Origin of the sequence: Flavobacterium sp. MEB061, from assembly GCF_000834715.1 — a bacterium.
Classification (GTDB): Bacteria; Bacteroidota; Bacteroidia; order Flavobacteriales; family Flavobacteriaceae; genus Flavobacterium; species Flavobacterium pectinovorum.
This window is the reverse complement of record NZ_JXQR01000045.1, coordinates 206,763-221,986: the sequence shown is the minus strand read 5'-3', so window position 1 is coordinate 221,986 and position 15,224 is coordinate 206,763. Positions and strand designations below refer to the sequence as shown.

Here is a 15,224-nt window from a genome sequence, read left to right as displayed (position 1 = left end):
TTTATGCAAAATGTACAATCAAAAATTCCTTCTCTTAATTGGGAAAGCATCACTGAATCTATGCACGAAAATGGATTTGCAGTTATTCCAAACATATTAAATAACGAACAATGCGAAGATTTAAAATTCGATTATGACAATCCGGCTTTATACCGAAAAACGGTTGTAATGGAACGTTATCGTTTTGGATTGGGCGAATATAAATATTTTAATTACCCTTTACCTGATTTGATTCAAAATATTCGATCTTCTATTTATCCCAAGTTAGCGCCAATTGCAAATGTCTGGATGAAAGCATTAAATATCAATACTATTTTTCCTGAAACGCACGAAAAATTACTCGAACAATGTCACGCTAATAATCAATTCAAAGCAACAGTTTTAATTCTAAAATATGGTAAAAGCGGTTTTAATACTTTGCATCAGGATTTATATGGAGATATTTATTTTCCTATTCAAATAGTGCTTTTTCTCAACGAACCTGATGAAGATTTTACTGGTGGCGAATTCGTTTTAACACAACAAACGCCAAGAGCACAATCTAAAGCAATTGTTCTGAAACCTAAAAAAGGTGATATTTTGGTTTTTACAACCAATTTCAGACCTGTAAAAGGTACAAAAGGATATTATCGCGTGAATATGAAACATGGCGTTAGTGAAATTCATTCTGGAGAAAGGCATACGTTGGGAATTATTTTTCATGATGCGTTATCTTAAGAAAAGAGAGACAGAGGGACAAAGCTACAAAGGTTTTACAGCCTTGTTTACGAATGCCTCCTTTGAACCTCTGCTTCTTTGAACCTTTGAACCTAAAAACAAATGATCTATCATAATGAAATTCTGGATTCAGATCTTCGAAATAAAATTAAAAATGCAGAAATTTGCTTTGGTGGAAACCAAAAACTAAAAATCTACGGAACCTTAAAATGTTCGTCAGGAAAAAGAATGAAACGTGAAAATCGGGTTTTCTTTTTATCTGAAGAGGAAGCAAAACAAAATGGTTTCAGACCCTGCGGACATTGTATGAAATCCGAATATCAAAACTGGAAAAATGGACTTATTTAATCCCGAAATAAACGAAACTACCAACTTGCTTCCAAAAAATGGAACTGTAAATTATTACGGAAAATTGTTTTCGAGAGAAAGCGCTAATCATTACTTAGATGTTCTTTTAAATACTATTGAATGGAAAAATGACGAAGCCGTAATCTTCGGGAAATTAATTCTGACCAAACGAAAAGTTGCCTGGTACGGAGATTCGGAGTTTGAATATACTTATTCGAATACAACCAAAAAAGCATTGCCGTGGACGAAGGAATTGTTAGAATTAAAAAAGGTTATTGAAGAAAAAACAGGCGAAACGTTCAACTCCTGTTTGCTTAATTTATATCATTCCGGAGATGAAGGAATGGCATGGCACAGCGATGCCGAAAAGGATTTAAAAAAGAACGGCGCAATTGGTTCGGTAAGTTTTGGTGCTGAGCGTAAGTTTGCTTTTAAGCATAAAGAAACCAAAGAAACAGTTTCTTTAATTCTGGAGCATGGAAGTTTATTGGTAATGAAAGATGAAACACAAACACATTGGCTACATCGTTTGCCACCAACTAAAACAACTACAAAACCGAGAGTGAATTTAACTTTTAGAACAATTGTTGAAGGACAATAAAATAAAATTTTTACCATTAAGAGATTAAGAAAATTAAGATTTAGCTTTATGAATCTTAATCTCTTAATGGTAAAATAAAAGTTCTGCTTATTTTTCTGATGACTATCTTAAATTGATTTTTACCAACCTTGATTCAAGCCATTTTTTAGAACTTCTTCATATTTATCTTTATCAAAAGTATAAAGGTTTGGCGCTTTGTGAGCAACGTTACTTTTCTTTTCGTCGAGTTTATTCAGGATTCCGATGTTGGTTATTTTTCGGAGGAAGTTTCTTCTGTCAAGTTGTTTGTCCAAAATGGTTTCATATAATTTCTGAAGTTCGGGAATCGTAAATTTTTCGGGCAATAAATTATATCCAATTGGCATTAAATTCAATTCTATTCGTAGCGTATCCAAAGCTTTATCAAGAATTTCCTTGTGATCCAAAATAAGTTCAGGAACTTCTTTATGGTCAATCCATTCTATGATTTCCTGACTATTATCTTTTTGCGGAATCGCTTTTAGAAAGTCGACCAAAGCATAATATCCAATTGTTACAAAACGCTGTGTAAACCAATTTCCCGCTTCTTTGGGAATTTTAAAATGTTCTAAAACGGCATTGTTAAAATGCTGATCGTTTCGTTTTACTTTTCCGAAAGTTGCAAATTGTCTTAAAAAAATACCCTCTATTCCGGTTCTGCCATTTAAAACGGTACTAGCCGCAGTATCAATATCCTGATCCAGAGGAATAAATCCGCCGGGCAAAGACCATTTATCTTCATAAGGGGTTTTAATCAGTAAAACTTTAAGCTGGTTATCGTGAAATCCGAAAATAACGCAATCAATTGAAAGTCCCGGTTGATAATCTTTGCTATTTTCTATAAATCCATTTGACATTTGCCTTTTTTAAAATTTGATTTCAATTAAACATGCAATTTAAGGATTTTTATAAATTGACAGAATTTTTTTAAAGAAGCAATATTTCATGCCTATAATTTAAAAGTGTAGAATTCACAATTTTTACTTAAAATAGAAATTGAATTAAAAAAATAATTACATTGCGTCACAATAACACATTAAACGGTTTTTTTGCTTTAAGTTACAGTAAGTACTTACAAAAGTAATAGTTAAAGATAAAATCTTTATTTACAGGTTTAATATTGCGACTTTTTGGTAACAAACATAAAAACAAGTAGTCTATTAGATTTAGAAATATAAATTGATTTAATTATGAGCATTCCAAATTTCACAAAACTCAACAAAGGACTTATTAAAAAAGTCTTCTCTTCTTTTGGATTAGTTTCAAAAAACGATCTTTTAGAAGCTTCTATAAAATACAGTGAAGAGCAGGAAAGAATTTTCAACCAGATGATTCTTGAAAACGAAGCTAAAAATAAAAAGGAAAAAAGAGAAGCTTTTGACAAAGCGTTATTTGCATCATATAAAGGAATTGGCGCTATGGATTTTATAAATACTGTTTTGAAATAATTCATAACCGTTTATAAAATCCATAACGCCAATTTAATTGACACTCTATTTATTGTACTAATTCAAAATTTGCTTTTAATTTAATATCTGCTGACGAAGCTCCAATCATTACTTCAAAATCTCCAGGTTCAGCAACCCATTCTATTTTATCATTATAAAAAGAAAGTTTCTCTTTGTCGATTGTAAATTCGATTGTTTTAGATTCTCCTGCATTTAGTTTTACTTTTTGAAAATCTTTCAATTCTAAAACCGGTCTTACTACAGATCCAAATTTATCCTGCAAATACAATTGCACCACTTCTTCTCCGACAACTTTTCCAACATTTGATAACTGAAAAGAAACTTTAATGGTTTCGTTACTTTTTATTTTAGCAGAAGATAATTTCAAATCAGAATAATTGAATTTTGTATAGCTCAAACCATATCCAAAAGGAAATTTTGGTGAGTTTTTCAAATCAATATAAGAAGAAACATAACCTGTTGCATTTTCATTTGGAGCCGGTCTTCCGGTACTAAAATGATTGTAATAAATTGGCACTTGCCCTACTTCTCTCGGAAAAGTCATTGGCAATTTTCCAGACGGATTATAATCTCCAAACAAAACATTGGCGATCGCATTTCCTGCTTCAGTTCCCAGCCACCAGGTGTACACAATTGCCGGAACATTATCTGCAGTCCAGTTAAACACAAGAGGTCGTCCTGCATTTATTAAAACCACAACCGGTTTTCCTATTGCCTGAATTGCCTTCACTAAATCTTCCTGAACCCCTGGTAAATGAAGATCACTTCGGCTTTTTGCTTCACCACTCATGTCGCGTCTTTCACCAATACTCAAAATAACAACATCAGCTTGTTTTGCAGTTGCAACAGCTTCGGCAAATCCGTCTTTGTTATCGCCATCTACTTCACAGCCTTTTGCGTAAAGCAATTTGGTGTTTTTGCCGACTTTATTTTGTAAACCATCCCATTGCGAAACAACCCATTTATCATAATCAACGTCTGGTAATTCTACAGACCAAAATCCCATATTGGCTTTGTATTCTTTTACTATTGGGCCAATAAATGCAATTGTTTTTACGCTTTTAGAAAGTGGTAAAGTCTGATTTTCATTCTTTAATAAAACAATACTTTTCTCGGCAACTTCAAGCGCTGCTTTTCTATTTTCCGGATTATTTAATTCTTTTTCAGCTCTTTTATCATCTGAATATTTATATGGATTTTCAAACAACCCTAATTCGTATTTTTTACGAAGAATACGTTTTACAGCATCATCAATAAGATCAATAGATACTTTTCCTTCTTTTACTAATTCGGCTAAATTATAACGGTATGCGTTACTTTCCATATCCATATCACTTCCGGCTGTAATGGCAGAAAGTGCAGCCGCTTTAAGATCTTTTGAATAACCGTGGGCTACCATTTCTCCGATTGAACCCCAATCTGAAACTACAAATCCCTGAAAGTTCCATTTTCCTTTTAAAATGTCACGTTGTAAATGCACATTTCCAGTTGCCGGAATTCCGTTAATGTCATTAAATGAATTCATAAAAGTGGCTGCTCCGGCATCCAGAGCTGCTTTAAAAGGAGGTAAATACGTTTCAAACAACATACGTTCGCTCATATCTACAGAATTATAATCTCTTCCCCCAACAGCGGCTCCATAAGCTGCAAAGTGTTTGACACAGGCCATTACAGAGTTTAAATCTCCAAGTTTGTTTCCCTGAAAACCTTTTACTCGCGCATAAGCAATTTTAGAACCCAGATAGGTATCTTCTCCTGCGCCTTCCATTACACGGCCCCAACGCGGATCACGGCCAATATCTACCATTGGCGCAAATGTCCAGTGAATACCACTTGCAGAAGCCTCGGTTGCAGCAACTCTGGCAGCTAATTCAATTGCCTGTAAATCCCAACTTGCAGCTTCGGCTAACGGAATTGGAAATGTTGTTTTATATCCGTGAATTACGTCCTGACCAAATAATAGCGGAATCTTAAGGCGTGACTGCATTGCTAATTCCTGATATTGTCTGGTATATTTTGTTCCAACAACATTAAGCATCGAACCTATTAAACCAGCTTTTATCTCCGCTTGTTTGTTTGGATTTATGGTAATTGGACCTGTTGCCGAATTATCGCCTGTATATTGATTAAGCTGACCTATTTTTTCTTCAATGGTCATTTTTCTCAATAAAGCATTTACTTTTTGATCGATTGTTTCTTGTTGTGCGGCCGCAAAAAACGACACCATCAACAAGGCAAATGTGGTTAATTTTTTCATTTTAATTTAGTTAATTTCAATATAAACCGGCAAGTGATCTGATGGATATTTTAAATCTTTCGAATCACTTAAAACGGCATGCTTTTGCACTTTTAACCCGCTGTTTTTAGAAATAAAAATATAATCTATAAGCAAGGTTACGGGCTTATTGTGTTCAAAATCATTAAAAGTTCCTGTTGGACCAAAAGGCTTTTGTATAGAAACATCTTTTGTATCATCCATTACTTTTTTTATCTCTGCAATTTGAGGCGTATCAGGTTCTGAATTGAAATCGCCCATCAAAAAAACAGGATACTTTTTTGTGTTGAATTCTTTTATTTTCGAAAGAACCAATTGTACTCCTTTTATTCTTGCCTCGTTTCCAATATGGTCGAGATGCACGTTAAAAACCCAAAAAAACTTCTTTGTCTTTAAATCTTTAAAAAGAGCCGACGTACAGACTCTGTTACAAGCAGCATCCCAACCCCTGGAAACTACATTTGGGTTTTCCGACAACCAAAATGTACTTATTTTATCAACCTGAAAACGATCTTTTTTATAATAAATCGTACAAGCTTCTCCTTCTCCTTTTTCTTCTCTTCCAATTCCAAATTTGTTATATTCCGACAAAGCCGAAGCTATATAGTTAACCTGATTTGGCAAAGCCTCCTGAACTCCAAAAATATCAGGACTGTAAAATTGTATTTGCGACGTAAAATATTCTTTTCGATTAGGCCATGCATTTTCTCCATCTGAAGGATTATCTAACCGAATATTATAGGTCATCATTTTTAAATTTTGACCATAAAATGACAAACTCACAAAAAGTACGAATACGACTAAAACAATTTTATTTAACTTTTTCATATTTAAAAAATTTTAATCTGTAAAACTAGTGTTTCCGTAGTCTTAAAGAGAAAAACTCATTTAAAAATTATGTTAATTAACTTTCTCAAATGTTGCTTTTTCTTAATCTATTGTACCAACATTTATTCGAAAGGAATATTAGCTTTATTTTTTAGGCTTACTTTTTTTAGCTTCAGAAAAATCTAAATAGTTCAAATTAAAACCTCCGTTATCAAAAAGTACTTTAACTTTATTCGTGCCTTTTTTTAATTCAATTCCCGATAAAATAAACGTTTTAAATTTGTCATTTCCTTCTGTTGGAGCAAGCGTAATTACTTCTGATTTTTTGCCGTTTTCGATTTCTAAATGAAGTTTTCCTTCTAAGTTTTCACTTGAATAACGAATTGCTACATTGTATACATTTGATTTTGAAACTTCAACCGTATATTGCAGCCATTCTCCATCTTCAATAAAAGAAACCTGATAACCATTTGAACCGGCATCTTTGCAAGGCAAAATATCAACTCCGTCATTTCGCATTGCGTTACCTTTATTCCATTCGTCAAAATTTCCGGTTTCGACTCTGTAATTCACAAAATCTGTATCTGAATAAGCTTTTCCATTCGTTCCTAAATCATAAAGTGTTGCCGCAATTTTTCCGGGAATTACATGTTTCTTATATGGTTTTGTATCGTTGGTTTGCACTTGTCTGAACATGGCATCAATTACATCTGGTTTAACGGTTAGGTTTTCCATTTTGTAATTATCTGCCATTTTCATCAATGTTTTTTTAGCAAAATCTCCCGATGGTTTTTCTCCTCCGTCTTTCCAGTATTTTAGCAAAACATCGTATTCCGGAATTTTGGTTACAGAAGTTACTCCTGCAATATTTTCGATTTTTTTCATTGGCCAAAAAGCCCATCCAATATTGTTTGTTTCAACTAATGTCAGTGCGTCTTTAAACCAAACATTTGAGTTTTCTCCGCTTTCGCCCAACCAAATCGGAACATTGTATTGTTTTCTGTAATCGAGCATTTTCTGGATAGAAGCCGTAGTATTGTAATTCCAGTATTTGTGAAAACTCAACGCCATATTCTCATCCCATAAAGGAAAAATGCCGTTGTAATTATTTCCCCAGCAATTTCCTTCAATAAAAATTAAATGGTTGGTATCGACTTCACGAATAGCTTTTGTAACGCGAACCATCAAATCTCTTAAAGGTCCGTTTGCGTTTTCGTCGCAGCCGTTTTTATTCGTTCCGGTAAAATTCCAGTTAGGTTCGTTGATAATGTCGTAAGCACCAATCCACGGATTATCTCTGTAACGCGAAGCTAGTTTTTTCCATAAAGCAATCATTTTTTTCTGATTGGCTTCACTTTGCCATAAAGATGGTTTTGTAGTATCGTAATCTGAAATTGCAGCATCATTTCCTTGTCCGCCCGGCGCAGCATGCAAATCAAGAATCAGGTACATTTTATTTGCGGCACACCATTTTACCAAATTATCTGTCATGGTAAAACCTTCTTCAATCCATGTAATTTCGCCGTTCTTTTCCTGTTCAATTGGCGGTGTGTATAAGTTGTAATGCATAGGCAAACGAATGGAATTGAATCCCCATTTTGCCAGCGAATCAACATCCCTTTTAGTTATTCCGTTTGCTTTATAAGCGGCATAAAATTCTTTTGTTCCTTCTTCGCCAATAACTTCCTGAATTTTTTGTTTAATCATATATTGCGGACTCGCAAAAGGCTGTGTCTGCAACATATATCCTTCCTGCACCATCCAGCCGCCAACGCCTAATCCTCTTAATATTACATTTTTGCCGTTGCCGTCTACAATATTTTGCCCGTCTCTGTGTAGAAATCCTTGCGCAGAAATGGCAATTGAAAACAACAATTGTAATGTTATAATTAAATTTTTCATGCTTTCTTTTTACATCTAAAACTTAAAATACCTACAAGGTTTTAAAAACCTTGCAGGAATAGTTATGACTAATTTATTTTAGTAAAAAATCCGTTTTTTGATTGGCGATTTGAACTGTAAATGTTCCTTTTTCGGAAATCCATTTTAGGTCTTCGTTTACAAATTGCAAATCTTTTTGGTTCAAAGTGAATTTTACTGTTTTGGTTTCATTTGGCTCTAAACTGATTTTTTCGAACCTTTTTAAGGATTTAAATTCTGGTGTAATCGAAGCAAAGTTGTCCGACAAATACAATAAAACAGCTTCTTTTCCGGCTCTTTTTCCTGAATTTGTAACATCTACAGAAACATTTATTTCATCTGTATTGCTGATTTCTTTTTTATCAATTTTTAAATTGGAATACGAAAAAGTCGTGTACGATAATCCCGTTCCAAATTCGAATTGAGGCAAATAACTTTTCTCGTAAGTTGCATCGTTATTTTGTTCTCCTTCAGAAATACTTTCGGTATATTTTCTATTGTATTTTTCTAATGAGTTCGGGTATCTTGGATAATTATAAGGCAATCTTCCGCTTGGGTTTACATCTCCGTAAAGAATGTCTACCAATGCTCTTCCGCCTTCATTTCCTGGCAAATAACACTGAACAACGGCACTCATTTTATCTTCAAAATCGCTAATTAATCTTGGTCTTCCTTCGTTTAAAACTAAAATAATGGGCTTATTTAATTTTGATAAGGCAAGCGCTAATTTTATTTGAGATTTACTAATATAAATATCGCTGATGTCTCCAGGAGTTTCCGTATAATTTTTCTCTCCTAAGCACAATACAATTTTTGAGGCATTCTTTGCCAGATCAACTGCTTTCTGAATTTCGGCATCGTCTTCTTTTTCAAGATCAGCTCCAGCTGTGTATAATACATTTTCTTTGCCTAATTTATTTTGAAAAGCTTCCAAAATTGTCGATTTATCTGCTGCATAAGTATCTGAGTTTTCGCCTTGCCAATTGTATGACCAACCTCCGTTAAGGTATTTCATGCTATTTGCAGTTGGACCTGTAACCAGAATTTTTTCTGTTTTGTTTAAAGGTAAAACGGCATCCTTATTTTTCAATAAAGTAATCGATTCTGCAGCCGTATTATACGCTTCCTGAATGTGTTCGGCCGAACCAAATTTTGGATAATCTTTTAAATCAGCTACTGTATTTTGGAACAAGTTCAATTCGAATTTCATTCTCAAAATTCTTGTTACCGCATCATCAATTCTGGACATTGGCACTTCGCCTTTTTTTACCAAATCAACTAAATCTGTATAAAAAGAAAATTCTTCCGGAACCATGCTCATATCAATTCCTGCCATTACAGCGATACGCACGGCATCTCTTTTGGTTTCGGCAACTTTATGTCTGGTATTTAAGTAGATAATATCTTTCCAATCAGTTACAACAACGCCCTGAAATCCTAATTCATTTTTAAGAATATCGGTAATTAAATGTTTGCTGGCGTGAACCGGAGTTCCGTTGATTTCTCCTGAACTTACCATGACGCTTTTTGCTCCGGCTTTTATTGCTGCCTGATAAATTGTTAAATCGTATTGTCTTAGAATACGTTCAGGAATAATACTTGGTGTTCTGTCTTTTCCCGTTGTTGTGCTTCCGTAACCTATGTAATGTTTCATGCACGAAGCAACGCTGTATTTTGAACCTACATTGTTGTTTCCTTCAAAACCATCTACTAAAGCCACTGCCATTTTTGAAGATAAATAAGCATCTTCTCCAAAAGATTCCCACATTCTTGACCACGCAGGATTTCTTGGAAAATCCAGATCCGGAGAAAAAACCCATGGGATTGAGGAAGCTCTGGTTTCGTAAGCTGAAATTTCAGCTCCGCGTTTTACTAAGGCACTATTAAAAGTCGCAGCCAAACCTATTTGCTGTGGAAATAAGGTTGCTCCGGCTGTATAACTTGCACCGTGAATGGCATCGATTCCGTATAAAACAGGGATTTTTAATCTTGTTTTATTGGCTTCATTTGTAATCGCGGTCATGGTTTCCTGCCATCTTTTTAAAGTTGGCGCACCCGGATTTGGTACATTCAAAATAGAACCAATATGATAATCCTGAATTCCCTGCTTTAATTTTGCAGCATCAAAATAACCCGGTTTTTTTGTATCTTCAAAAATGGTGACCGTGATTTGAGTCATTTGTCCCACTTTTTCTTCTAGTGTCATTTTTGATAACAACTCTGAAACTTTAGCATCAATAGCTGCTTTATTATTTTTTGATTGGCTCCATCCTGCTCCACAAATAAGAAACAAAGACAATAGCAAAACTGAATTTTTCATTTTAATTTTTTAAATTAATATCTTATTAAAAACTAATACACAAGCGTTTGCATCGCATGTGCCGGTATTGTAATTGTATTTTTTTGAGATTTAACTGTAATTGTATACACCACATTTTTGTCTGATTGATTCATAACAATTGTGGCTATTTTTCCATCTGTATTTTTAAATGAGGTTGAAAGCAAAACTTTATCACTTACGGTTTCACTTATTCTTTTAGCATCAGGACGAACGAATTTTGAAAGATGTCCGATATAATAATACATCGGTGTATAAATTAATTGTCCTGTATTTGTATCGGCATGAATGGGTGCAAAACAAAAATTACCAACATGATTTGGCCCGCCGTTTTGGTCAAGGAGAATATTCCAGTCTGTCCAGCCAACGGTTCCATTATTAAAATCGTTGATCATGTTAAGACCGTAACGTTCGGCATTTCCCCAAAACTGAAATTTCGTTGCGTCAAACTTTTCGATGCAGCCTTCCGTAAATAGTAAATTTTTATTTGGAAAAGCTTTATATACATTGCCAACCGATTCGAATTTTGGTGTTCCGCCATTCCAGGTTTCGTACCAGTGAAATCCAATTCCCCATGCATATTTTGAAACTTCAGGATCTGAAAAAACAAGCTGTGCTCTTTTTTCCAGCATATCACCGCGATTATGATCCCAGATAATTATTTTTTTATCTCCTAAACCGTCTTTTTCTAAAGTGGGTCCGAGGAAGTTTTTCAGGAAATCTCTTTCGGCTTCGGGAGTATAAATACAAGATTCCCAACGCTGGGTCGCCATTGGTTCATTTTGAATAGTCAACCCCCAAACAGGGATTCCTTCTTTTTGGTATTCTTTTATAAATTTTGCATAATAATTTGCCCATGATTGTGCAAACTCAGGCAATAAAACGCCGCCGTGTAATATATCATTATTGTCTTTCATGAAAGCTGGGGGACTCCACGGACTAACAAATAAAGTTAATTTTCCGTCGGCAGTTTTAATTGCTCTTTTGAGTAATGGAATCCTGAATTTTCGATCGTGATCAATATTGAAAGTTTTCAAATCTTTGTCACCTTCAGCTATATAAGTATAACTTTCGCTGCTAAAATCACAGCTATGAATGTTTGTTCTGGCTAATGAATAACCAATTCCTTTGTTTTTATCGTAATAAGCAGTTAGAAATTCCTGTTGCTTTTCCGGAGAAAGTTTAGCAAAAACTTCAGCACTGGCATCCGTTATTGCACCGCCGATTCCCAAAAAAGTCTGAAATGTTTTAGAAGCATCAACTTCAATAAAAACCGTCGCTTTTTCATTCGAAATAAAATTATTAGACAACGACAGCCTTAAATCTGAATTTTCGGCTGTTGTATATATCTGGATTTTTTTATTTGATTTTGATGATGAAACTCCAGAAGATCCTGCATTTTGTGATGAAGAATAATTAGCCTGCAGAATTAATATCGAGGTTAAAAATATGCTGCTGATTGATTTCATGTCTTTCTAAAACTTATTACTTTAAAAATTGTCTTTTACTATTGTGAAAAATTAATAAACCAGCGTTTGTATTGCGTGCGCCGGAATTTTAACTATTGATTTTTCGTTTCCAATGATAAAATTGTATGTGATTTCATTATCGGTGTGATTCATTACAATGGTAGCCATTTTACCATCAGTATTTAAAAATGAAGTACTTAACAAATAGCTTCTGCTTACTGCACTACTTACTCGAACTGCATTTGGACGAATGAATTTTGAAAAATGTCCGATGTAATAATATGATGGTGTATAAATTAACTGACCTGTATTTGTATCGGCATGAATAGGCGCAAAACAAAAATTGCCTACATGGTTTGGTCCGCCACGTTCGTCCAGAAGAATATTCCAGTCTGTCCAGGCAACGGTTCCATTGTTAAAATCGTTGATCATTGAGGTTCCGTATCTTTCGGCATTTGGCCAAAACTGATATTTTGTGTCGTCAAATCTTTCTACGCATCCTTCTGTAAACATTAATTTTTTATCCGGATATGCTTCATGTACTCTTGCTACGTTGTCGAACATTGGCTGAGCGCCTGTCCAGGTTTCGTACCAGTGAAAACCCATTCCCCAAACATATTTTGAAGCTTCGGGATCTGAATAAATAACGTTTGCTCTTTGTACCATTAAATCACGATTGTGATCCCAGGCAATAATTTTTACATCTCCTAAACCTTCTTTTTTTAATGTTGGTCCAAGATAATTTTTAAGAAAATCTCTTTCTTCTTCTGCAGTATACAAACAAGATTCCCAGGTTTGAGTTGCCATTGGTTCATTTTGTACCGATGTTCCCCAAATTGGAATTCCTTCTTTGTTGTAAGCTTTTATAAATTTAGCATAGAAATTTGCCCAGGGCTGAAAATATTCAGGCAATAATTTTCCGCCTTTTAATACGTCTTTATTACTTTTCATAAAAGCATTTGGCGACCAAGGCGTTGCATAAGTAACTAATTTTCCGCCAGCCGTTTTAATAGCATCTTTTATTAGCGGGATACGGTATTTTCTGTCGTGATCTATCGAAAAAGTTTTTAGCTCTTTATCGCCTTCTTCGATGTACGAATAGCTGCCACTGCTAAAATCAGAACTCTGAATCGTTGTTCTTAGCAATGAATATCCAATTCCTTTTTGAGTATCATAATAGGCATTTAAAAATTCTTGTTGTTTTTCTTTAGATAATTTAGCGAAGATTTCGGCACTTGCGTCTGTAACGGCACCACCAATTCCCATAAAGGTCTGAAACTTTTTTGAAGGTTCTACAAAAACCGAAACCTCTGTTTCAATGGGTTGTTTTGATGGTGTAAAACTTAAATTATCTGTAGGGGTTAACCTTAATTTTGTATTATCGGCAGTAGTATAAACTGTGATTTTTTTGTTGGTTGTTGTAAATTTCTGTACCGGTTTTTGGCTCTTTTGTGAAAAAACAGATAAAGAAAAACATAAACAAGTAGTAATAATGAATGTAATTTTTTTCATTGTATATGTTTTAGTAGTAAGACTTTTGTACAAATCTCGTTTTGAACTTAGTCAACCTGATTAAAAAATAGCCCATAATCAATAAAGAATATGGGCTATTCTGACAACCAAACTTAAACTTAACTCAAACTAACATCATATTTGAAGTTACAATTCTTATATGATATTATTATTTTTAAAATAATTTAGTAAAGATCGTTTTGAACCATTTTAGTATTGTTGAATTCACTGTAAGGAATTGGGAAAGCCTCATTTTTTCCTGCAGTAAATCCTTTGAAAGCCAATTTAGCAGCAGCCTGACCTGTTCTTACCAAATCAAACCAACGGTGTCCTTCTCCGGCAAGTTCTAATCTTCTTTCTGCATAAATAGCATCTAAAGAAACGGGGACCGGTAATACTCCTGCTCTTAATCTAACTGCATCTAAAAGTGCCTGAGCTCTTGCTCCTGTCCCTCCTAAAGCTTCAGCTTCCAGCAAATAAGTATCAGCTAAACGAATGATATAAGTATTAATACCAAAATTTAAGAATGGATTAGACGATTTAATATCGCTATTAACAGCCGCATATTTAATAAAATGATATCCAGTTTCATTATAACTGTCGGTATATGTTATAAGTCCATTAGGATCAGTATTTCCAGTACCTCTTGCTGTACCTGCATCAAAAATAGTAGAAGCATAACGCGGATCTCCTAGTAAAGCAGTTCTTAAATCATTAGTAACTACCATGAAACCCCAACCATTAATATAATCCGGTAAAAGTGCGGCAATACCAGCAGTTTTTCTGGTATAATCTCTAATACCCATTAACTGAGCAGCAACGTTTCCTTCATCGTCACCTCTTTCAAAATTACCCCAGTCAGCATTTGATTTATCTGTATAAGCAATTTCAAAAATAGATTCTGTATTAAATTTGTTCGCATGATTCCATAAATCCGAAAATTTAGGCATCAAATTATAACCATAACTACTTGGCTGGCCAGGAGTAGTTCCGTTTACTTTTGCTAATTCGACAGCAGCTTCTGCTTTTTTATTGTCATATAAATATACTTTTCCTAAAAGAGCAGTTGCAGCTCCCTTTGTAAATCTTCCTAATTCAGCTGATGGTAATGTTATTGGCAAATCAGGAATAGCTTCGTTTAAATCTTTTTCGATTTGAGCATATACTACTTCCGGTTTAGACTGTTCAACTAATGGAATTTCTTCCTTAAGTACAATAGGAGCCAGGATTAAAGGAATGTTTTTAAACATTCTAACAAGATCAAAATAATAATAAGCACGTAAAGCTTTTACTTCGGCAGTAAATCTTGTTTTTTTAGCAGCATCCATAGGAATAGCAGGAAGTTTTGCCAACATGATATTACATCTTGCAACACCTTTGTAATAATCTGCCCAAATATTTGGCGGAATATTTCCAGGGCTTATGCTATAGTTTGACGCAACCTGAAGACCTGGCTGGTCATCTGGCCCTCCACCACCTGCATAGAAATCATCTGATGCAGAGTTTAAAAATAATAAAGGTGCGTTTTCCATTGCTCCTGCAAACTTTCCTAATTTATCGTAAGCGGCAACAAGACCTGAATAAGCTTCTGTTTCGTTTCTATAAAAATTTTCTTCATATACTACTCCATCACCTTTCACTTCTAATTTTTCATCTGTATCGCACGCTCCAAGTGTAAGCAACACTCCAAATGCCATAAGTGACTGTTTAAAACTTATAAGTTTCATAA

General features: G+C 34.4%; 12 protein-coding genes. 4 read left to right on the top strand and 8 right to left on the bottom strand.

Annotation, left to right across the window (positions count from 1 at the left end):
* Positions 1 to 3: 3 nt before the first annotated feature.
* From RT99_RS18520 to RT99_RS18510, 3 genes are all read left to right on the top strand, one after another.
* Complete coding sequence (locus RT99_RS18520) at positions 4 to 717, top strand: 2OG-Fe(II) oxygenase (protein WP_042566222.1); 714 nt, start codon at positions 4 to 6, stop codon at positions 715 to 717.
* A gap of 102 nt (positions 718 to 819) precedes the next feature.
* Positions 820 to 1,065, top strand: coding sequence for an Ada metal-binding domain-containing protein (locus tag RT99_RS18515; protein ID WP_042566221.1), 246 nt, complete (start codon positions 820 to 822; stop codon positions 1,063 to 1,065).
* Positions 1,052 to 1,666 (top strand): alpha-ketoglutarate-dependent dioxygenase AlkB, encoded by a 615-nt coding sequence (locus tag RT99_RS18510; protein ID WP_042566220.1) that lies wholly within the window; start codon positions 1,052 to 1,054, stop codon positions 1,664 to 1,666. Before RT99_RS18515 ends, RT99_RS18510 begins: the two co-directional genes overlap by 14 nt.
* A 119-nt stretch (positions 1,667 to 1,785) precedes the next feature.
* Here RT99_RS18510 and RT99_RS18505 read toward each other — a convergent pair whose 3' ends face one another.
* Positions 1,786 to 2,541 (bottom strand): NUDIX hydrolase, encoded by a 756-nt coding sequence (locus tag RT99_RS18505; RefSeq protein WP_042566219.1) that lies wholly within the window; start codon positions 2,539 to 2,541, stop codon positions 1,786 to 1,788.
* Between the two features lie 333 nt (positions 2,542 to 2,874).
* Here RT99_RS18505 and RT99_RS18500 point away from each other — a divergent pair, with 333 nt between their 5' ends.
* Positions 2,875 to 3,132 carry a hypothetical protein gene (locus RT99_RS18500; protein ID WP_042566218.1) on the top strand — a complete coding sequence of 86 codons (258 nt, stop codon included), beginning with the start codon at positions 2,875 to 2,877 and terminating at the stop codon, positions 3,130 to 3,132.
* 49 nt (positions 3,133 to 3,181) lie between these two features.
* On the opposite strand, the gene RT99_RS18495 is transcribed toward RT99_RS18500, so the two are convergent.
* From RT99_RS18495 to RT99_RS18465, 7 genes are all read right to left on the bottom strand, one after another.
* Positions 3,182 to 5,410 (bottom strand): glycoside hydrolase family 3 N-terminal domain-containing protein, encoded by a 2,229-nt coding sequence (locus RT99_RS18495; protein WP_042566217.1) that lies wholly within the window; start codon positions 5,408 to 5,410, stop codon positions 3,182 to 3,184.
* Between the two features lie 6 nt (positions 5,411 to 5,416).
* The gene (locus RT99_RS18490; RefSeq protein ID WP_042566216.1) at positions 5,417 to 6,256 is read right to left on the bottom strand and encodes an endonuclease/exonuclease/phosphatase family protein; all 840 of its coding nucleotides are present in this window, start codon (positions 6,254 to 6,256) and stop codon (positions 5,417 to 5,419) included.
* A 144-nt stretch (positions 6,257 to 6,400) separates the two neighbouring features.
* Entirely contained in the window at positions 6,401 to 8,158 is a 1,758-nt protein-coding gene (locus RT99_RS18485; RefSeq protein ID WP_042566215.1) for a cellulase family glycosylhydrolase, read from the bottom strand.
* 73 nt (positions 8,159 to 8,231) lie between these two features.
* Positions 8,232 to 10,496: a glycoside hydrolase family 3 N-terminal domain-containing protein gene (locus tag RT99_RS18480; RefSeq protein ID WP_042566214.1), complete on the bottom strand. Its 2,265-nt coding sequence runs from the start codon at positions 10,494 to 10,496 to the stop codon at positions 8,232 to 8,234.
* Positions 10,497 to 10,528: 32 nt separating this feature from the next.
* Positions 10,529 to 11,983 (bottom strand): glycoside hydrolase family 30 beta sandwich domain-containing protein, encoded by a 1,455-nt coding sequence (locus tag RT99_RS18475; protein ID WP_042566213.1) that lies wholly within the window; start codon positions 11,981 to 11,983, stop codon positions 10,529 to 10,531.
* Positions 11,984 to 12,034: 51 nt separating this feature from the next.
* The gene (locus RT99_RS18470; protein ID WP_042566212.1) at positions 12,035 to 13,495 is read right to left on the bottom strand and encodes a glycoside hydrolase family 30 beta sandwich domain-containing protein; all 1,461 of its coding nucleotides are present in this window, start codon (positions 13,493 to 13,495) and stop codon (positions 12,035 to 12,037) included.
* 185 nt (positions 13,496 to 13,680) lie between these two features.
* A complete protein-coding gene (locus RT99_RS18465; protein WP_042566211.1) occupies positions 13,681 to 15,222 on the bottom strand; it encodes a RagB/SusD family nutrient uptake outer membrane protein in 1,542 nt (513 codons plus the stop codon).
* Positions 15,223 to 15,224: the final 2 nt, after the last annotated feature.